The organism is Candidatus Streptomyces philanthi, from assembly GCF_059553635.1.
Map to the genome: position 1 here is coordinate 1 of NZ_JCANQV010000102.1, position 19,545 is coordinate 19,545.

At 74.1% G+C, this 19,545-nt stretch carries 17 protein-coding genes; 12 read left to right on the forward strand and 5 right to left on the reverse strand.

All coding sequences use genetic code 11. The features are described 5' to 3' along the window. The 6 genes from AC51EU_RS14665 to AC51EU_RS14690 form a co-directional block, all read left to right on the forward strand. The coding region (locus tag AC51EU_RS14665) for a S1 family peptidase (protein WP_496267345.1) at positions 1-717 on the forward strand (717 nt) is incomplete at its 5' end. A gap of 207 nt (positions 718-924) precedes the next feature. Next, positions 925-2,526 (forward strand): ABC transporter substrate-binding protein, encoded by a 1,602-nt coding sequence (locus AC51EU_RS14670; RefSeq protein WP_496267346.1) that lies wholly within the window; start codon positions 925-927, stop codon positions 2,524-2,526. Continuing rightward, positions 2,523-3,521 carry an ABC transporter permease gene (locus AC51EU_RS14675; RefSeq protein WP_496267347.1) on the forward strand — a complete coding sequence of 333 codons (999 nt, stop codon included), beginning with the start codon at positions 2,523-2,525 and terminating at the stop codon, positions 3,519-3,521. Before AC51EU_RS14670 ends, AC51EU_RS14675 begins: the two co-directional genes overlap by 4 nt. Continuing rightward, on the forward strand, positions 3,514-4,365 hold the full coding sequence (locus AC51EU_RS14680) for an ABC transporter permease (RefSeq protein ID WP_496267348.1): 852 nt from the start codon (positions 3,514-3,516) through the stop codon (positions 4,363-4,365). The genes AC51EU_RS14675 and AC51EU_RS14680 overlap by 8 nt, the downstream gene beginning before the upstream one ends. 56 nt (positions 4,366-4,421) lie before the next feature. Further along, positions 4,422-5,378 carry an ABC transporter ATP-binding protein gene (locus AC51EU_RS14685; RefSeq protein WP_496267361.1) on the forward strand — a complete coding sequence of 319 codons (957 nt, stop codon included), beginning with the start codon at positions 4,422-4,424 and terminating at the stop codon, positions 5,376-5,378. Continuing rightward, a complete protein-coding gene (locus tag AC51EU_RS14690; RefSeq protein WP_496267349.1) occupies positions 5,362-6,021 on the forward strand; it encodes an ABC transporter ATP-binding protein in 660 nt (219 codons plus the stop codon). Before AC51EU_RS14685 ends, AC51EU_RS14690 begins: the two co-directional genes overlap by 17 nt. Positions 6,022-6,058: 37 nt before the next feature. Here AC51EU_RS14690 and AC51EU_RS14695 read toward each other — a convergent pair whose 3' ends face one another. Continuing rightward, the gene (locus tag AC51EU_RS14695) at positions 6,059-6,853 is read right to left on the reverse strand and encodes a DeoR/GlpR family DNA-binding transcription regulator (protein WP_496267350.1); all 795 of its coding nucleotides are present in this window, start codon (positions 6,851-6,853) and stop codon (positions 6,059-6,061) included. 262 nt (positions 6,854-7,115) lie between these two features. Here AC51EU_RS14695 and AC51EU_RS14700 point away from each other — a divergent pair, with 262 nt between their 5' ends. From AC51EU_RS14700 to AC51EU_RS14720, 5 genes are read left to right on the forward strand one after another with little or no spacing between them, the layout of a single operon-like run. Beyond that, on the forward strand, positions 7,116-8,405 hold the full coding sequence (locus AC51EU_RS14700; RefSeq protein WP_496267351.1) for an MFS transporter: 1,290 nt from the start codon (positions 7,116-7,118) through the stop codon (positions 8,403-8,405). Positions 8,406-8,418: 13 nt separating this feature from the next. Next, on the forward strand, positions 8,419-9,969 hold the full coding sequence (locus AC51EU_RS14705; RefSeq protein ID WP_496267352.1) for an FGGY family carbohydrate kinase: 1,551 nt from the start codon (positions 8,419-8,421) through the stop codon (positions 9,967-9,969). Then, positions 9,962-11,461 (forward strand): FGGY-family carbohydrate kinase, encoded by a 1,500-nt coding sequence (locus tag AC51EU_RS14710; protein WP_496267353.1) that lies wholly within the window; start codon positions 9,962-9,964, stop codon positions 11,459-11,461. Before AC51EU_RS14705 ends, AC51EU_RS14710 begins: the two co-directional genes overlap by 8 nt. Beyond that, a complete protein-coding gene (locus AC51EU_RS14715) occupies positions 11,458-12,075 on the forward strand; it encodes a histidine phosphatase family protein (RefSeq protein ID WP_496267354.1) in 618 nt (205 codons plus the stop codon). Before AC51EU_RS14710 ends, AC51EU_RS14715 begins: the two co-directional genes overlap by 4 nt. Positions 12,076-12,110: 35 nt before the next feature. Further along, entirely contained in the window at positions 12,111-13,172 is a 1,062-nt protein-coding gene (locus tag AC51EU_RS14720; RefSeq protein WP_496267355.1) for a 2-hydroxyacid dehydrogenase, read from the forward strand. Between the two features lie 64 nt (positions 13,173-13,236). Here AC51EU_RS14720 and lysX read toward each other — a convergent pair whose 3' ends face one another. From lysX to AC51EU_RS14735, 3 genes are all read right to left on the reverse strand, one after another. After that, on the reverse strand, positions 13,237-16,554 hold the full coding sequence (gene lysX / locus AC51EU_RS14725) for a bifunctional lysylphosphatidylglycerol synthetase/lysine--tRNA ligase LysX (protein ID WP_496267356.1): 3,318 nt from the start codon (positions 16,552-16,554) through the stop codon (positions 13,237-13,239). Beyond that, positions 16,551-17,714, reverse strand: coding sequence for an Ig-like domain-containing protein (locus tag AC51EU_RS14730; RefSeq protein ID WP_496267357.1), 1,164 nt, complete (start codon positions 17,712-17,714; stop codon positions 16,551-16,553). Before AC51EU_RS14730 ends, lysX begins: the two co-directional genes overlap by 4 nt. Before the next feature lie 158 nt (positions 17,715-17,872). Further along, on the reverse strand, positions 17,873-18,631 hold the full coding sequence (locus AC51EU_RS14735; protein WP_496267358.1) for a YwiC-like family protein: 759 nt from the start codon (positions 18,629-18,631) through the stop codon (positions 17,873-17,875). A gap of 244 nt (positions 18,632-18,875) precedes the next feature. Here AC51EU_RS14735 and AC51EU_RS14740 point away from each other — a divergent pair, with 244 nt between their 5' ends. Then, a complete protein-coding gene (locus AC51EU_RS14740) occupies positions 18,876-19,070 on the forward strand; it encodes a hypothetical protein (protein ID WP_496267359.1) in 195 nt (64 codons plus the stop codon). Positions 19,071-19,178: 108 nt separating this feature from the next. Here the strand turns inward: AC51EU_RS14740 and AC51EU_RS14745 are convergent. Then, positions 19,179-19,545: phosphodiester glycosidase family protein (locus AC51EU_RS14745; protein WP_496267360.1), on the reverse strand; the 367-nt coding region annotated here is incomplete at its 5' end.

Consider the following 19,545-nt stretch of genomic DNA (forward strand, 5'->3'; position numbering starts at 1 on the left):
GCCACCGAGGACTTCCTGTCCGCCGTCCGCGACCTCACCGCCCGTGCGGGCGTCCCGCTGCGGGTGGAGCCCGGCCGGGCGCTGCGCCCGGAGGGCGGCACCGTCGTCGGCGGCGAACGGTGGACCGCGGGCGACCGCGGCGTCTGCTCCATCGGCTTCCCGGTGAACGGCGCCTTTGGGCTGCGCGGCTTCGTGACGGCCGGCCACTGCACCGAGGTCGCCGACGAGCCCGCGTACGGCAAGGACGGCAGCAGGCTCGGCACCTCCAACAAGGGCGGCGGCCACAGCGTCGCCGGGAGCGAGGGGGACTTCGGGCTGGTCACCGTCGACGCGTCCGGCTGGCGGCTGAGCCGCCATGTGGCGGGGGAGGGCGGCACCCCCGCCCCCGTCACGGGCGTGCAGGAGGGCCTGGCCGGTACCACGGTCTGCCGGTCGGGGGAGGCCAGCGGCTGGCACTGCGGCGAGATCACCGCGGTCGACCAGACCGTGGACTACGGCACCATCGTCGTCGCGGGGCTGTCGCTGACCGACGCCTGCTCCACCGCGGGCGACTCCGGCGGCTCCTACGTCGCCGGCCGCGGCGCCCTGAAGGCGGTCGGCATCCACTCGGGAGGCAACGCCGCGGGCTGCGGCAGCCCCGGCAGCCTCACCGCCTTCCAGCCGGTGGGCAAGGCCCTGGAACGCTGGGGGCTGACCCTGGAGACCGAGGGAGCCTGACCGCGTCCGCCGGTGGAGCAGCCGCTTCGGGAGGGGCCCTGGTCACCGCATCGCGCCGCCGGCGGCGTGGTGCGCGCGGTGGGCGAGCGGCAGCCGTGCGGGCCGTCGCTCCGCGTATTCGCGCAGGTCGCTGCGGTGCGGAGAGTACCGTCGGGTTTAATTGCGTAGGAAACGCAACAACGGTCGATGCGCAGAAGGAGTGTGGGGATGACGGCCCGGTCCATACGGAGAGCCGCCACGGCGGCACTGGCGGGCACCCTGGCCCTCACGGCGGCAGCCTGCTCGGCGCCCGACGACGGCAAGGGCGCGGCCGGAGGCCGGCCCGCCGACACCGCCGTCGTCGGTATCGCCAACGAGCCGGAGACCCTCAGCCCCCTGCTGGGCTACGGCAAGGACGGCAACTCCAAGATCTTCGACGGGCTGCTCACCCACGACGCGCGGATGCGCCTTCAGCCCGCGCTCGCCGCCGCCCTGCCCAAGGTGAGCGACGACGGGAAGACGTACACGTACACCCTCCGCAAGGGCGTCACCTTCAGCGACGGCAAGCCGTTCACCGCCGACGACGTCGTCTTCACCTACCGGACCATTCTCGACGCGAAGACCAACAACGCCTCCAAGGCCGAGCTGGACGCCCTCGACTCGGTGGAGAAGAAGGACGACCACACCGTCGTCTTCCACCTCAAGTACGCCTACGCGCCGTTCGCCGAGCGCACCGTCCTCGCCATCGCCCCCCGGCACATCGCGGGCAAGCAGGACGTCAACCACGGCTCCTTCGCCACCCACCCCGTCGGCACCGGCCCGTACGTCCTCACCCGCTGGTCCAAGGGCGAAAAGCTCACCTTCAAGGCCAACCCCCGCTACTGGGGCGGCCCGCCCAAGGTGAAGAACTTCACCATGGCGATCATCAAGGACGACGACATCCGCGCCACCCGGCTGCGCTCCGGCGACCTCGACGGCGCCATCCTGCCGCCCGAGCTCGCCGCCGGCTTCAAGAGCGACAAGAGCCGTACGACGGTGACCGCCACCACCTTCGACTACCGCAACGTCACCCTGCCCAGCGCCCACCCCGTGACCGGCGACAAGGCCGTCCGCCGCGCCCTCGACCTCGCCGTGGACCGCGACGCCATGGTCAAGGGCATCCTCAACGGCGCCGGCAAGCCCGCCTACGGGCCGGTGCCCACCGACAGCCCCTGGTTCGCCAAGGGCACCGAGCGCCCCCACGACCTGAAGAAGGCCGAGCGCATCCTGGACGACGCCGGGTGGAAGAAGGGCGCCGACGGCATCCGGGCCAAGGACGGCAAGCGCGCCTCCTTCACCCTCTGGTACCTCTCCGGCGACAAGCTCCGCCAGGAGCACGCCCTCGCCTTCGCCTCCGACGTCAAGAAGGCGGGCATCGAGGCCAAGGTCGAGTCCGGCACCTGGGAGGCCATCGAGCCGCGCATGAAGCAGGACGCGGTCCTGGCCGGCGGCGGCAGCCCCGCCGACCCCGACTTCGACCAGTACCTCCTGCTGCACTCCTCCCTCGCGGGCGACGGCTTCAACAACATGTCCCGCTACCGCAACAAGACCATCGACGACAAGCTGACCGAGGCGCGCCGCACCGACGACCGCACGGCCCGCAAGGCCGCCTACGACGCCATCCAGCGCGAACTCGCCGACGACCCCGCGTACACCTTCCTCACCCACGTCGACCACGTCTATGTCGTCGCCGACCGCTGGAAGGACCTCACCGCGCAGGTCGAGCCGCACGACCACGGCCTGGCCTCCGGCCCCTGGTGGAACGTAGAGGACTGGCAGCCCAAGGGATGAGCGCCCCGACCTCCCTGCCCTGGGGGGCGATGGCGCGGATGACGGCACGGCGTGCCCTGCTCGCCGTGCCGGTGCTGCTCGCCGTCACCCTCGGCGTCTTCGCCGTCGCCGCCGCCTCACCGTTCGACCCGGTCAAGGCGTACGCGGGCGACGCCGGGCTCACCGCCTCCCGGGAGAACCTCGACCAGCTCCGCGCCAACCTCGGCGTCGACCGGCCGCTGCTCGCCCGCTGGTGGGACTGGCTGACCGGCGCCCTCACCGGCGACCTCGGGAACTCGACGACGCTGCGCGCCCCGGTCTCCCAGGTCATCGGCGAACGCATCGGCTGGTCCGTCCTGCTGTGCGCGCTCGCCTTCGTCCTCGCGATCACCGTCGGCACCGTCCTCGGCGTGCTCGCGGCGCGCCGCCGCGGCGGCCTCTTCGACCGCGCCGTCACCTCCACCGCCTATGTGCTGGAGGCCGCCCCGCCGTTCTGGCTCGGCCTGCTCGCCGTCTGGCTGTTCGCCCTCGAACTCGGTGTCCTGCCCGCCGGCGGCCTCACCGACACCGGCACGGACCTGGTCACCTTCGGCCAGATCGCCCGACATGTGACGCTGCCCGCCCTGGTCCTCGCCGTCTCCCAGCTGCCCTGGTTCGTGCTGTACGTGCGCCAGGGCGTCGGCGACGCCCTCGCCGAGGACCCGGTGCGCGGCGCGCGGGCCCGCGGCCTCGGCGAGCGGACCGTCCTGCTCCAGCACGCCCTGCGCTCCGGACTGCTGCCGGTGCTCACCCTGATCGGCTCCCGGGTGCCCGAACTCATCACCGGCGCGCTGCTGGTGGAGACCGTCTTCAGCTGGCCGGGCATCGCCGCGGCCACCGTCGAGGCGGCCACCTCGGTGGACTTCCCGCTGCTCGCCGCGCTGACCGTGCTCGCCACCGCCGCCGTCCTCGCCGGAAACCTCCTCTCCGACCTGCTGTACGGCCTCGCCGACCCGAGGGTGGGATTCGATGGCTGACGTGCTGACGGCCCCGAAGGCCGCCCGGCCCCTGCGGCTGCGGCTGTGCGCGGTGGTGACCGGCCTCCTGGTGCTCGCGGTCCTCGTCGTCCCGCTGCTCTTCCCGCTCGACCGGCAGGCCGTCGACCTGCCCCTCAAGCTCCAGGCACCGTCCTGGACGCACCCCTTCGGCACCGACGAGGTCGGCCGCGACCTGCTGCTGCGCTGCGTCTACGGGCTGCGGGTCTCGCTGCTGGTCGGCGTGGTCGCCGCGCTGGCCGCCACGGTCATCGGCACGGCCGTCGGCGCCCTGGCCGGCGCGCTGGGCGGCTGGGCGGACCGGGCCGTGATGCGGGTGGTGGACCTCTTCTCCTCCGTGCCGCACCTGCTGCTCGGCATCTTCATCGTGGCGATGTTCCGGCCCGGCGTCTGGCCCGTGATCATCTCGGTGGGGCTGACGCACTGGCTGTCCACCGCCCGCATCGTCCGCGCCGAGGTGCTGTCGCTGCGCGGCCGCCCCTTCGTCGACGCCGCGGTCTCCGGCGGCGCCTCACGGTGGCGGGTCGCGGTGCGGCACCTGCTTCCGGGCGTACTGCCGCAGGCCGGACTCGCCGCCGTCCTGATGGTCCCGCACGCCATCTGGCACGAGTCCGCCCTCTCCTTCCTGGGCCTGGGACTGCCCGCCCACGAGGCGAGCCTCGGCATCATGGTCAACGCCGCCCGCGGCTCGCTGCTCGCCGGCGACTGGTGGCCGACGCTCTTCCCCGGCCTGTTCATCATCGTCCCCACCCTCGCCATCGCGGGCCTGGCCGGCGCCTGGCGCGAACGGATCAACCCGCGCCGCCGATCGGAGCTGATGCTGTGACCGCGCCCTCCCCGGCACCGCTGCTGTCCGTCCGCGGGCTGTCGGTCCGCTTCCGCATGCGCGGGCGCCCCGACGTCGCCGCCGTCGGCGACGCGAGCTTCGACCTCGCCGCCGGCAGCTGCCTCGCGCTGATCGGCGAGAGCGGCTGCGGCAAGTCCGTCCTGGCCTCCGCCCTCCTCGGGCTGCTGCCGGGCAACGCCCGCGCCACCGGGTCGGCCGTGCTGTCCGCGGGCCCCGACGCGGTGGACCTGCTCACCGCGTCCGAACGCGACCTCGCCCGCACGGTCCGCGGCCGGCGGATCGGTCTCGTCCCGCAGAGCCCCGCCGCCCACCTCACCCCCGTGCGCACCGTCCGCTCCCATCTGGAGGAGACCGTACGGGAGCTGACCGGCGCCACCGGCAGGGCCGCGCGGCGGGACGCGGCGCAGGCGGCGGCCGACCGCGCGTCCTTCCCCCGCGACCACCTCGACCGGCATCCCCACCAGCTCTCCGGCGGCCTCGCGCAGCGCGCCGCGACCGCCCTCGCCCTCGTCGGCGACGCCCCGCTGCTGCTCGCCGACGAACCCACCACCGGCCTCGACCGCGACCTCGTCGAACGCACCGTCGACGAGCTGCGCCGCCAGGTCGACGCCGGACACGCCCTGCTGATGATCACCCACGACCTCGCGGCCGCCGAACGGATCGCCGACCGCGTCGCCGTGATGTACGCCGGACGGATCGTCGAGATCGCCGACGCCGCCGCGTTCTTCGGCACCCCGGGGCCCCGCCACCCCTACGCCCGAGGTCTGCTCGACGCGCTGCCCGACCGCGCCTTCACCCCGATCCCCGGCATGCCGCCCGAACTCGGCGCCCTCCCCGACGGCTGCGCCTTCGCCGCCCGCTGCGACCGGGCCACCCCCGCCTGCCACGCCGTACCGGCGCTCGGCGACGGCGTCGCCTGCCACCACCCCGCCGGGGACCCGCCCGGCCCCGCCGCGCCCGAGGAGGACGCCCCGCGTGCTCGCACTGCGTGACATCACCGCCGGGTACGACCGGCGCCGGCCCGTCGTCCGCGGCGTGTCGCTGACCGTCGAGGACGGGGAGGCGGTCGGTCTGCTGGGACCCAGCGGCTGCGGCAAGTCGACCCTGGCCCGGGTCGCGGCGCTGCTGCACCGCCCGGACGCCGGGAGCGTCGTCCTGGACGGCACCCCGGCCGGCGGCTGGCGGCACCGTGCGCCCCGCGCCCAGCGCACCGCGTTCGGCGTCGTCTTCCAGCAGCCCCGGCTCTCCGCCGACCCCCGGATCGGCCTCGCCGACCTGATCGCCGAGCCCCTCCGCGCCACCGGCCGCCGGGCCGAGGCGTCCGCCCGTGTCGCGGAACTGGCGCCCGTCGTCGGCCTCACCGGCGAGCTGCTGCGCCGCCGCCCCCACGAGGTCAGCGACGGGCAGCTGCAACGCGCCTGCCTGGCCCGCGCCCTGGTGCTGGAGCCGCGCTGGCTGATCTGCGACGAGATGACCGCGATGCTCGACGCGTCCACCACCGCGGCCCTGGTCGCCGTCGTCGAGGACTACCGGGAGCGGACCGGCGCCGGGCTGCTCGCCGTCGGACACGACCCGGCGCTGCTCGGCCGCTGGTGCGACCGCACGGTGGCCTGGTCGGACCTGACCGGCGGCTGAGCGGCCCGCGCCGCACACCGCCCGGCGCGGGAGCCCGTCAGCCCCCGTCCGGCTCGCGGCCCGGCACCACCCGCACCTCGGTGCCGCCCGCGCGGATCGCCCGGACCTCCTCGTCCGCCAGGCCGTCGTCGACGATCACCAGGTCGAAGGCGGACAGCGGCGCCAGCGCGTACAGCCCTTCCTTGGCGAACTTGGTGTGGTCGGCGACCAGCACCCGCCGCCGCGCGCTCTCCATCATCGCCCGCTTGACCTGCACCGTCTCCGGCGAAGTGTGGTAGCAGCGGCGGTTGGTGACGGCCGTCGTCGACAGGAACAGCACATCGGCGTGGTACGCGCGCACCGCGTCCGCCGTGTGCATCCCCATGAACGCGTCGTACGCGGGGAAGTACTGGCCGCCCAGGGTGATCAACGAGACGCCGGGCTCCTTCGCCAGCGTCGTGATCGCCGGGAGCGAGTTGGTCAGCACGGTCAGCGGGGTGTGCCCGGCGATCTGGTGGGCCAGCAGCAGACACGTCGTACTGTCGTCCAGCAGCACCGTCTGCCCCGGCACCAGCAGCTGGGCCGCGGCCCGCGCGAGCTGCTGCTTGGTCTGCGCCATCGTCGCCATCCGCTCGGCGACGCTGCCGTGGAACTGCGCCGACGGCAGCCCCGTCGCGCCCCCGCGGACCTTGCGCAGCCAGCCCTGCGACTGGAGCGCGTCCAGGTCACGGTGAGCGGTCATCAGGCTGATGCCGAACTCCTCCGCCAGGGCCGCGGTACGGACGAACCCGCGCGAGAGCACCGCCTCCCGTATGCGGCCGCGCCGCTCCTCCTGGACATCGAGCCGGTCCATCGAGCACTCCTCCCGGCGCCCGCGCGCCGTCGCGCGACTCCAGCCCGTGTGAAATCGCCGCGTTATCTTCCCATGGAATTCACCCGGCAAGAAGGGGAACGGGCCGTGCCGCGGCTGCTGGCGGCGCAGGCGGCCTCCAACGCATCACGGCAGGTCGGCGGCGTGGTGGGAAGATTTCCGTGGCCGTTGACGCCCGTTTCGGTGGAGTTGTTCCATCACTGCGTCGGACCGCCCGCACGCCGTCGCAGAAAGGGGAGAGTCAATGACGAAGCTCCCGCCACGTTCGTTGATCACACGTCTCGGCATCCCGCCGACCCTCGCCTGGGGATACCTCGGCCTCCTTCTCTTCATGATCGGGGACGGCGTCGAGTCCGGATACCTCTCGCCCTACCTGGTCGACCGGGGCATCCCGGAGTCACGGGTCGCGCTGCTGTTCACCGTGTACGGCGTCGCGGCGGGCATCGCCGCCTGGCTCTCCGGAGCGCTCTCCGACCTGTGGGGACCGCGCCGGGTCATGTGGGCCGGCCTCGGCATCTGGGCCGCCTTCCAGCTCGTCTTCCTCCTCGCCGCCGTCCCCACCGACAGCTACCCGCTGATGCTCCTCGGGTACGGACTGCGGGGCCTGGGCTACCCGCTGTTCGCCTACGGCTTCCTCGTCTGGATCGCCGGCGTCGCGCCCCGCGAACGGCTCGGCACCGCCATGGGCTGGTTCTGGTTCGCCTTCACCGGCGGCCTGCCCACCCTCGGCTCCCTGGTCGCCGGCGCGCTCATCCCGCTCATCGGCGCCTACGCCACCCTGTGGGCCGCCCTGGTGCTCGTCGCCGCCGGCGGACTGATCGCTCTGCTCCTCGTCCGCGACGCCCACGGCGGACAGCGCGGGACGCCCGAGGGGGAGAGCCCCCTCGCCACCCTCGTCGGCAGTGTCACCATCCTGTGGCGCAACCCCCGGGTCGGCGCCGGTGCCGTGGTGCGCACCATCAACACCGCCTCCCAGTTCGGCTTCTTCGTGATCATGCCGATCCACTTCACGAAGACCGTCGGGTTCAGCCTCACCACCTGGCTCCACCTGCTCAGCGCCATGTTCGCCACCAACATCTTCGCCAACCTGCTGTGCGGCGTGATCGGCGACCGCCTCGGCTGGCGGCGCACCATCGCCTGGTTCGGCGGCCTCGGCTGCACCGTCAGCACCCTGCTCCTCTTCTACGTACCGCAGACCGCGGGCGCCAACTTCCCCCTCGCCCTGCTCGTCGCCGCCTTCTACGGCGCCACCCTCGCCGGATACGTCCCGATCTCCGCGCTGATGCCCTCCCTGGAGCCCCGCCACAAGGGGCAGGCGCTCGCCGCCCTCAACCTGGGCGCCGGGGCCAGCACCTTCGTCGGCCCCGCCGTGGTCACCGTCTTCGTCGGCCCGCTCGGCGTCGAGGGCGTCGTCTGGATCTTCGCCGGTATGTACGTCCTGAGCACCGTCCTCACCTTCTTCCTCAAGCTCCCCGACGAGACGGGCGCCCCGGACGACACGGCCACCGCCGCCCCCGTACCGGCCCAGGCGTGAAAGGACCCCGCAGATGTCCGTACTGACCATCGACGTCGGCACCACCGTGATCAAATCGGTGGTCTTCGACGACCGGGGCACCGAGATCGCCGTGGCCCGCCGCGCCACCGAGGTGCTGCGCCCCCACCCCGGCTGGGCCGAACAGGACATGGACGCCGTGTGGGACGCCGTCGTCGGCACCGTCCGCACCGTCCTCGACGGCCTGGACGACCCCGTCTGGCTGGTCTCCTTCACCGCCCAGGGCGACGGCGCCTGGCTCGTCGACGACCACGGCCGCCCCACCGGACCCGCCCTGCTGTGGTCCGACGGCCGCGCCGCGGACATCCTCGCCCGCTGGCAGGACGAGGGACTGCTCGAAGCGGCCTTCCGCCGCAACGGCTCCCTCACCTGCTCCGGCATGCCCAACGCCCTCTTCAGCTGGCTCGCCGCCCACGACCCCGACCGCCTGGCCCGCTCCAGCGTCTCGCTGACCGCCGCCGGCTGGCTCTTCCTCCGCCTCACCGGGGTGTGCGCCACCGACGAGTCCGACGCCTCGGCCCCCTTCCTCGACCACACCACCGGCGCCTACGACCCCGCCATCGTCGACCTGTTCGGCCTGACGGAACACGCCCGGCTGCTGCCCCGCGTCCTGGGGGAGGACGAACGGATCGGCGAGATCACCCGCGAGGCCGCCGACCAGCTCGGCCTCCCCGCCGGACTCCCCGTCGTGATGGCCCCCTACGACATCGCCTCCACCGCCCGAGGCGTCGGCGTCGTCAACCCCGGCCAGGCGTGCAGCATCCTCGGCACCACCCTGTGCACCGAGGTCGTCCGTACCGGCGTCGACACCAGCGGCGAGGCCACCGGCATCCACATCGCCTACCGCGGCCGCGAACGCGTCCTGCGCGCCTTCCCCACCCTCAACGGCGCCGAGGTCCTCGGCTGGGCGTCCCGGATGCTGGAGGTCCCCGGCCCCCCGGAACTCGCCGACCTCGCCTTCCGCTCCACCCCCGGCGCCCGCGGGCTGACGTTCCTGCCCTACCTCTCCCCGGCCGGCGAACGCGCCCCCTTCCTCGACCCCCGGGCCCGCGGCTCCTTCTGGGGCATGTCCCTGGAACACACCCGCGAGGACCTCGCCCGCGCCGTCTTCGACGGGCTCTCCCTCGTCCTGCGCGACTCCCTGGCCGCCGCCCGCACCGACGTCACCGAACTGCGGCTGTGCGGCGGCGGCGCCAACAACGACGCCTGGTGCGCCCTGATCGCCGACGCCACCGGCGTCCCCACCGCCCGCGCCGCCGACACCGAACTGGGCGCCAAGGGCGCCTTCCTCACCGGCCTGGTCCGCACCGGCGCCGAGACCAGCATGCACAGCGCCGCCGCCAAGTACGTCCGGATGCAGCGCAGCTGGCAGCCCGACCCCGAACGCGCCGCGTTCTACGCCGCCCTCCACGACGACTTCCTCCGGCTGCGCGCCGTCGCCCGCGAGGCCGGCTGGCGCTCCGCCGCCACCTGGCGGGGGAGCGGCGCACCCGCGGAAACCGCCCGGACCACCACCCCCGCACCGGAAGGCCCCACCCGTGTCTGACCCCGCCGCCCCTGACCCCGACGGCATCTGGCTCGGCCTCGACCTCGGCACCCAGAGCGCCCGCTGCGTCGCAGTCGACGGCACCGGAACACTGCTCGGCGCCGCCTCCCGGCCCCTGACCGGACACCGCGAGGGCGTACGCCACGAGCAGGACCCCGAGCAGTGGTGGACCGCCCTCGCCGCCGCCTGCCGCGAGGCCCTGGACGGCCTCGACACCCGGCGCGTCCGCGCGCTGGCCATCGACGGCACCTCCGGCACGATCCTCCTCACCGGCCCCACAGGCACCCCGCTCACCCCCGGCCTGATGTACGACGACGGCCGCGCCGCCGCGTGCACCGACGCGGTCAACGAGGCGGGCGCCGACGTCTGGCGGGAACTGGGCTACCGCAGCATGCAGCCCTCCTGGGCGCTGCCCAAGCTCCGCTGGCTCCTGGACCACGTACCCGCCGCGACCCGCCCCGGCACCCGGCTGCTGCACCAGGTCGACCTGATCACCTGGCGCCTCGCCGGACACCAGGTCGCCTCCGACGCCAGCCACGCCCTCAAGACCGGCTACCACCTCGTCGAGGACCGCTGGCCCGAGGCCGTCATGGACCGCCTCGGCGTCCCCGCCGGACTGCTGCCCGACGTGGTACGCCCCGGCAGCGTCCTCGGCACCGTCTGCGCGGCCGCCGCCGCGGCCACCGGCATCCCCGAGGGCACCGTCCTCGTCGCCGGCATGACCGACGGCTGCGCCGCCCAGATCGGCGCCGGCGCCCTCACCCCCGGCGCCTGGAACTCCGTCCTCGGCACCACCCTCGTCCTCAAGGGCACCAGCCCCCACCTCGTCCGCGACCCGGCCGGCGTCGTCTACTGCCACCGCGGCCCCGGCGACACCTGGCTGCCCGGCGGCGCCTCCAGCAGCGGCGCCGGCGCGCTCTCCCGGCACTTCCCCGGCGAGGACCTCGACCGCCTCACCGAGGAGGCCGCCGCCCTCGACCCGGACGCCGTCGCCTACCCCCTGGTCTCCGCGGGCGGCGAACGCTTCCCCTTCCGCGCCCCCGACGCCGAACCGTTCGTCCTCGGCGAGACGCCCACCCGCGCCACCGCGTTCCACGCGTACCTGCTCGGCACCGCCTTCCTCGAACGGCTCTGCTTCGACTACCTCGACCACCTCGGCGCCCCCGTCGACGGCCCCCTCACCCTCACCGGCGGCGGGGCCCGCAACCGCTACTGGTGCCGGCTGCGCGCCGACGTCCTCGGCCGCCCCGTACGCCTGCCCGCCCAGGCGGAGGGCGCCCTCGGCATGGCCGTCCTCGCCGCCACCGCCGACGGCACACCCCTGCGCGAGGCGGCCGCCGCGATGGTCACCGTCGCCGAGGAGATCACCCCCACCGCCGCCCGCACCGCCCGGTACCTGCCGGGCTACCTCCGCTTCCTCGACGAACTCACCCGCCGTGGCTGGCTCGACCAGACCGTGGCCGACCACGCCCGCAGGAGGGCCGCGCAGTGACCGACTTCATCCTCGTCCGCCACGGCGAAACCGTCTGGCACGCCGAGAACCGCTACGCCGGACGCACCGACGTCGCCCTCACCGACCTCGGCCGCGACCAGGCCACCGCCCTCGCCGCCTGGGCCGCCACCGCGGACCTCACCGCCGTGTGGAGCTCCCCGCTCTCCCGCGCCCGCCTCACCGCGGCCCCCGCCGCCGCGGCCTGCGGCCTCGTCCCGCGGATCGACGAACGCCTCTACGAACTCGACTTCGGCGACGGCGAGGGCCTCACCCGCGACGAGATGCGCGAGCGCTTCCCCGACGCCCTTGACGCCTTCCTCGCCGACCCCGCCGCCTGCCACCTCCCCGGCGGCGAGGACCCCCGGCACGCCGCGCAACGCGCCGCCGACTGCCTCACCGACCTCGCACGACAGCACCCCGAGGGACGCGTCCTGGTCGTCGCGCACTCCACCCTGCTGCGCCTGCTCCTGTGCCACCAGCTCGGCATCCCCCTCGCCGCCTACCGCCGGGTCTTCCCCCGGCTCGACAACGGCACCCTCACCGAGATCCGCCTCACGCACGGGCACACCGCCCTGCTGCGCTTCAACACCCCGGCCACCGTCCCCGGCCACTGAGCCCGACCCTTCGCACCACCTTGGGAGAGACCCCCATGACCCCCACCACCGTCCTCGCCGCAGGCAACCACTTCATCCACCCCTCCCTCTTCACCTCCGCCGTCCGCGAGGCCGCCGGGGACGCGCCCCTGGACGTCCGCGAGATCCGGTTCCCCTGGCCGCACACGCCGTTCGGGCCGGTCGCCGAGGTCATCGAGGCGTCCGGCAGCGAGGACGAGATGATCGAGGCGCTGCGCGGCGTCGAGATCTGCGTCACCGAACACGGCCCGCTGACCGAACGCATCCTCGCCAACAGCCCCGACCTCAAGCTGTTCTGCACCAGCCGCGGCGGCCCCGTCAACGCCAACCTCGACGCCGCCACCCGCCACGGCGTCGCCGTCTGCTACGCCCCCGGCCGCAACGCCACCGCCACCGCGGAACACACCCTCACCCTGCTGCTCGCCGCAGCCCGCGGCGTCGGCGACACCCACACCGACCTGCGCCGCGGTGTCTGGCGCGGCGACTACTACGACTACGACAACTGCGGCATCGAGATCTCCGGCGCCACCGTCGGCCTCATCGGCTACGGCGCCATCGGCAGCCGCGTCGCCGCCGTCCTGAAGGCCATGGGCGCCCACGTCCTCGTCCACGACCCCTACGTGAAGCCCGAGGCGCTGGCCGGGACCGCCGAGCAGGTCGGCCTGGACGAGCTGCTCGGCCGCTCCCGGATCGTCTCCCTGCACGCCCGCGTCACCGACGAGACCCGCGGCATGATCGGCCGCGAGCAGATCGCCGCCCTGCCGCGCGGCGCCGTCCTCGTCAACTGCGCCCGCGGCGCCCTCCTCGACTACGACGCGGTCTGCGACGCCCTCGACAGCGGCCACCTCGCCGGCGCCGGCTTCGACGTCTTCCCCGAGGAACCGCTCCCGGCCGGCCACCGCCTGCTGACCACGCCCCGCGTCGTCCTCACCCCGCACATCGCCGGCGGCAGCCAGCAGGTCGCCCACAAGGCCGCCGCCCTCGCGGCCGCCGAGGTCGGCCGCTACCTGCGCGGCGAGGCCCTGACCCACTGCGCCAACCCGGACGTCCTGGACAAGCTCGCGGCCCGCCGCGGCTGACGCCCGTACGACGAACGGCCCGCCGCCCCGTACGAGGGGCGGCGGGCCGTTCGTCGTCCTGTGCTCAGTGGCGCCGGACCAGCGGGAACGGCAGGGTCTCGCGGATCGACAGGCCGGTCAGGAACATCACCAGCCGGTCCACGCCGATGCCCAGACCACCCGTCGGCGGCATCGCGTACTCCAGGGCCTGGAGGAAGTCCTCGTCCAGCTCCATCGCCTCCGGGTCACCGCCCGCCGCCAGCAGCGACTGCGCGGTCAGCCGGCGCCGCTGCTCGACCGGGTCCGTCAGCTCCGAGTAGGCGGTGCCCAGCTCGGTGCCGAACGCGACCAGGTCCCAGCGCTCGGCGAGCCGCGGGTCCACCCGGTGCTGGCGGGTCAGCGGCGACACATCGGTGGGGAAGTCCTTGTAGAACGTCGGCAGCGTCGTCCGCTCCTCCACCAGCCGCTCGTACATCTCCAGCACCAGGTCGCCGCGGCCCATGTCCGGGTTGACCGGCACCGACGCCGCGTCGCACAGCCGCCGCAGCACCCGCGGGTCCGTGTCCGCGTCGATCTCCTCGCCCAGCGCCTCGGAGATCGCGCCGTAGACCGTCTTCACCGGCCAGACGCCCGAGATGTCGTGCTCGACCAGCCGCCCGCTCGCATCCGCCTTGCGGGCGGTGGCGCTGCCGAACGCGGCGACCGCGGCGCCCTGGATCAGCTCCCGGGTCAGGTCCAGCATCACGTCGTAGTCGGCGAACGCCTGGTACGCCTCCAGCATCGTGAACTCGGGGTTGTGCTTGTAGGAGATGCCCTCGTTGCGGAACGTCCGCCCCATCTCGAAGACCTTCTCCATGCCGCCCACGCAGAGCCGCTTGAGGTACAGCTCCGGCGCGATCCGCAGGTACAGGTCGAGGTCGTAGGCGTTGATGTGGGTCTGGAACGGCCGGGCGTTGGCACCGCCGTGGATCTGCTGGAGCATCGGCGTCTCGACCTCCAGGTAGCCCCGGTCGATCAGCCCCTGGCGCAGCGCCTGCACCGCCGCGCTGCGCGCCCGCACCGTCTGCCGCGCGTCCGGCGAGACGACCAGGTCCACATAGCGGCGGCGGACCTTGGCCTCCGGGTCGGACAGACCCCGGCGCTTGTCCGGCAGCGGCCGCAGGCACTTGGCCGTCAGCCGCCAGCCGGTGACGAACACCGTCAGCTCACCGCGGTCACTGCTGCCGACCTCGCCCTCGGCCTCGATGTGGTCACCGAGGTCGACGTCCGCGGAGAACCGGTCCAGCAGCCCGGCGCCGCTGCCGTCCCGCGTCAGCGCGATCTGCAGATCGCCCGACCAGTCCCGCACCACCGCGAACAGCACACCACCGTGGTCGCGGGTGAGCAGCACGCGCCCCGCGACGGTGACGGTCTTGCCGGTCCGCTCGCCCGCGGCGAGACCCGTGTGCTCGTCGCGCACCTGCCCCAGCGTGTGCGTCCGCTGCACCCCCACCGGGTACGGGTCGGTGCCCTCCTCGCGCAGCCGCTCCAGCTTCTGGTGGCGCACCCGCACCTGCTCGGGCAGCGCCGCCATCGCCTGCCGCTGCCGCTCCTCCTCGGAGGGCGGCGGGGTGCGCACCAGACCCAGCTCGTCGAGCGAGGGCAGGCCCGCGGTGCTCGCCGGGGCCAGCACCCGCTTGCGGCGGCCCCGGCCCCACAGCGTGCCCAGGCTCGGCACCGCCACGAAGCCCTCGGCGATACCGGAGGCCAGACCGATCCGGGCCAGTGCGCCGGCGTCCGCGTAGCACAGGAAGCGCGGGTACCACTCGGGGTCGTACTTGGCGTTGGAGCGGTAGAGCGCCTCCAGCTGCCACCACTTGGAGAAGAACAGCAGCAGCCGGCGCCAGAACTTCAGCACCGGGCCCGCGCCGATCCGGCCGCCCTCCTCGAAAGCGGAACGGAACACCGCGAAGTTCAGCGAGATGCGGCGCACCCCGAGCTGACCGGCCTGCGCGCACAGCTGCGCGACCATGAACTCCATGACGCCGTTGGGCGCGGTGCGGTCGCGCCGCATCACGTCCAGCGAGATGCCGTCGTCGCCCCAGGGCACGAACGACAGCAGCGCGATCATGTTGCCGTCGCCGTCGAACGCCTCGGCCAGCAGGCAGTCGCCGTCCTCGGGGTCGCCGAGCCGGTCCAGGGCCATCGAGAAGCCGCGCTCGGTCTCGGTGTCGCGCCAGGCGTCCGCCCGGTGGATGACCTCCCGCATCTCGGCCTCGGTCAGCGCCGAGTGCCGGCGTACCCGGAAGGTGGCACCGGCGCGCTGCACACGGTTGACGGCCTGCCGGGTGACGCGCATCTCGCGGCCGTCCAGGTCGAAGTCCTTCACATGAAGGATCGCCTCGTCACCGAGCTGGAGCGCCCCCAGGCCGCAGCGGGCGAACGCCTTGGCGCCGCTCTCGCTCGCGCCCATCACCGCGGGCTGCCAGCCGTACCGTCCGGCGACCTCCAGCCATGCCTCGATGGCCTGCGTCCACGCCTCCCGGTCACCGACCGGGTCACCGCTGGCCAGGCAGACACCGGCCTCGACGCGGTAGGTGACGGCGGCCTTGCCGCTGGGGGAGAAGACGACGGCCTTGTCCCGGCGGGTGGCGAAGTAGCCCAGCGAGTCGTCGCCGCCGTAGCGGGCGAGCAGCGCGCGGATACGGGACTCCTCGTCACCGTGCAGCGCCGCCTCCATCCGCTGCGAGCGGAAGAGGGCCGCGGCCGCGTTCAGCAGCGCCAGGGCGCCGAGCAGCCCGAGGAAGGCGTCGATCCAGTGCGGCGGGTGCCCCTCGACGAGACGGCCGCCGACCAGCCCGCCGCAGACGCGGTTGGCGGTCCACAGCAGACGGTTGCCGCCGCCGGCCTCCAGCGAGCCCGGGAACAGCGTCACCAGGCCCCAGCCGACGAGCACCGACGCGACCAGCCCCCCGACCAGCACCGCCGCGGCGCGGGCGAACGCGCCGCGGCGGGTGATGGCGTAGAACTCGCGGTGCGCGGCGACCAGCACCACCAGCGCCGTCACGCTCACCGCCAGCGAGATGCCGTACTCCAGGAAGCCCGCCGCGAGGAACAGCGCGTCCGCCAGCGCGACGAGCAGCATGTAGACGACGACGAACCACAGTGCCACCCGCTTGCGCGCGGTCATCGCCGCGGCCAGCAGGAACAGGAAAGCGGCGTAGGCGAAGTTGGCGGCCACCGGGATGGTGAGGGTGTCCAGCCAGTAGATCACCGGGTGGAGACCGCGCCGCAGGGGCCGGAACAGCGCCGTGAGGGCACACAAGAGGCCCAGCACGCTGAAGATGATGGCGAAGCCGTTGGGGACGCGGCGCCGGAAGCGCTGCCACCCCGTGAGTTGATCCTGGTCCTGCACGCTGCTCATTCCGTCACATTAGGCGCTGAAAGGGTTCGGTCGTTCGTCGCGAGGGCGCTCATGGTCCGCCACCGTGACCAGTCGGTCATCCAGTCTCCGCTCCGGTCCTCGGCACGGTCGCTCCTTCCTGGGGAGGTGCTGATGATCTCGATGGGGTCGCCCGCGCCGACGAGGGAGGCCAGCCGGTCCGCGTCGGCCCGGGTCAGACCGACGCACCCCGCCTCCGCCGCCCCGGGCCCCGGTGCCAGGCACCGGCCGGGCGTACCGTCCCCGGGGGCACCGGCGAACAGTGTCTCCCTCGCCCGCAGGGGGAAGGTACCGGCCCAGGCCGCGCGGAGCTCCTCGGACGCGTCGACCGTGACGGGCAGCCGGGCCAGCACCCGGCCGCCGCCGGTGACGGTCACCCGCCCGCGGTCGAGGTCCACGGTGACGGCCCGGTCGCGGCCGACGGTGAAGTCGAGGGCGTAGTCGTGGGCGAAGTAGCGGCCGCCGCCGGAGTCCGTCCCGCGCAGCGCGGCCACGACATGGACCTGGGTGCCCGGCTTCCAGCGGCCCTTGGGCCGCCAGTCGACGCGGTCCTTGCCGGACGGGTCGCGCACCCAGCCCCAGGAGCCGGTGGTGCGCCGGTCGGTGACCACGCGCAGCCGCCGCTCGACCGTGGCGCGGGCGGTGACCGGGAAGTCGAAGACGAGGGAGACGGGCTGGGCGACGCCGACGACCGTGCCCTGCGCCGAGGGCCGCAGCGCCGCGCTGTTGAGCCGCTCCGCCTTGGCGGTGGTCAGCGACTCCTTCACCTCGCCGGTGACACCGCGGGCGTTGCGGGTCCGCGCCCGGACCGTGTACCGGGTGTCCGGGGCGGCGCCCTCACCGGCGGCCCACACCCGGCCCCCCTTCTCCAGGCCGCCGTGCATCCGCCGGCCCTTGGGATCGGTGACCGTCACCTGCGTCAGGACGCCGCCCGCCGCCCGCACCTCAAGGGTGTCGCCCGCCCGTACGGGGCCGCCGCCCGCGGCCGCGCCGAGGGTGACCCGTACCGGCGCGGTGCCGGCCGGGGACGCCACGGCCTGGTCGCACGCGGTCAGGGCCCCGGCGCTCAGCAGCGACAGCAGGGCGAGGGCGGCGCGCCGGGGCCCCGGCCTGCGTCGGCGCGTGCTCGGGGACTGGCTCATCGGGGTGCTTTCCGTCTGCGGTGGGGGCGGGTGCCGAGGTGCGGCACTTGGGAGGAATGCCGGCCGCTAAGACGACGGAAGGGCGCATATCGTTGCCCAAAGTGACGTGATCCACACCACATTCGCGCGCCGGAGGTTTCCGGGCGGCACGACGGTGCTCAGACCGCGACGGCGAGAAAGGCCAGCAGCAGCGCGGAACACCCCACCTCGATCGCGCCGACCACCGGGACCCGCACCGGCCGGCCGGGCAGGGCCACCGCCCGCACGGCGAAGACGAGGAACGGCGCCGCCAGCCACGGACCCAGCGCCGCCGCCGCGGCCACGGCGAGCCCGTGGTAGGCGGCCGAGACGCGCCGGTAAGCCCGGCTGCCCCGCTCCCTGATCATCGTCTTGACGTGGAGCACGGTGCCCGCGAAATAGAGCAGGCACGCCCCCGCGGCCGACCAGGCCGTACCGTCGAGCACGCCGCTGCCCAGCCGGTAGGAGACCAGCGGCATTCCGCAGGCGGGCACCACGGCCGCGATGCCGTTCGCCAGGGAACGCTCGTTATTGCGCGCGGCGTGCACGGCATTCACGGTGAGAAAGGGAACGGCGCACCCGGCCGCCACCGCAATCCACGGGTCCGTCACCACGAGTGCCGCCCCGCATCCCGCGCCCACCGCTCCGAACACCGCGAACGGCGCCCGGTGGCGCCCCGCCGCCCGCGGATTGCGCGACAAGCGGCGCAGCCGGACGTACTGCTGGGCGTGGTGCGCCGCGCAGTACGCGCACAGCCAGGCCGGCAGCAGCAGGGCGTGCCGGACGGTGAGGCCGCCCAGGACGCCGCCCGCCAGGAACGGCACGACGAGGATCGCCCACGCGCCGTGCTGCTGCGGAATCCAGCGGCGTGCCGCGCGCCGCGCCGGTGACCTGCCCATGCCGTCGACGATAGTCCCGCGAATTCACGGAAAACACGGTCCACAGGTCCCTGACCCCGGACCCGGGAAAAGGGGCCGCGTGGCCCGTGCGGAGCCGGGGGAGGGGCGGTGCGCGGCGCCCCTGCCACCGTGACCCGCAGTGATCACCCGATCGGCGTACTGACTGACGGGCCGATATTGCCTGAAATGCGCAAAACTGGCCACTCAGAACCGCCCGTTCGGGCGGCGTCGGAGGAGGTGCCCCGTGGTCATCACGATGTCGGTCATCGTGCTCTTGCTCATCCTGACGGTCATCTTTCTGCGCAGCGGAAAGCTCAAGTTCTCGCACGCCCTGGTGTGCGCCATGCTCGGCTTCTACCTGGCGAGCAGTCACCTCGCCCCCGACATCCAGAACAGCCTGTCCGGCGCCGCCGACGTCGTGAGCAGCGTCCGCCCCTGACCCTGCCGGCGGCTTCGGGACCCGTTCCCGCGGCCCCGGGGTGGGGCACCTCGTCCGGCCGGCCCGGGCCCGGCCCGCCGTGGGCCGGTGGCCCGCCCCGTGGCGGCCTCACCCGTCCGAGAACACCCCCAACGCGTTCGCCACCGGCCGTTCGGCGCCGTCCGACGGATGGTTGCGCACCACCACGCCGGAACCGTCCGGATCGCGGGTGACCAGCGTCGACGAGCCCCCGCCGTCCAGATCGACCGCGTCCCGCGCGCCCCACGCGCCCATCAGGTCCGCGAGCTCCCGCAACGTCAGCCCGGCCCGGCCCTTCGCCCCGTCCAGCGCCATCAGGAACAGCAGCCGTCCGCCGTCGGCGATCCCGGCGCCGGTGCGTACGGCGACAGCCCTGGTGTCGAGGCCCTCGACGGGCCGCGCGTCCCGCAGGACGGGGATGCCGCCGACCGCGCACCGCAGCGGCGCCGGGATCGCC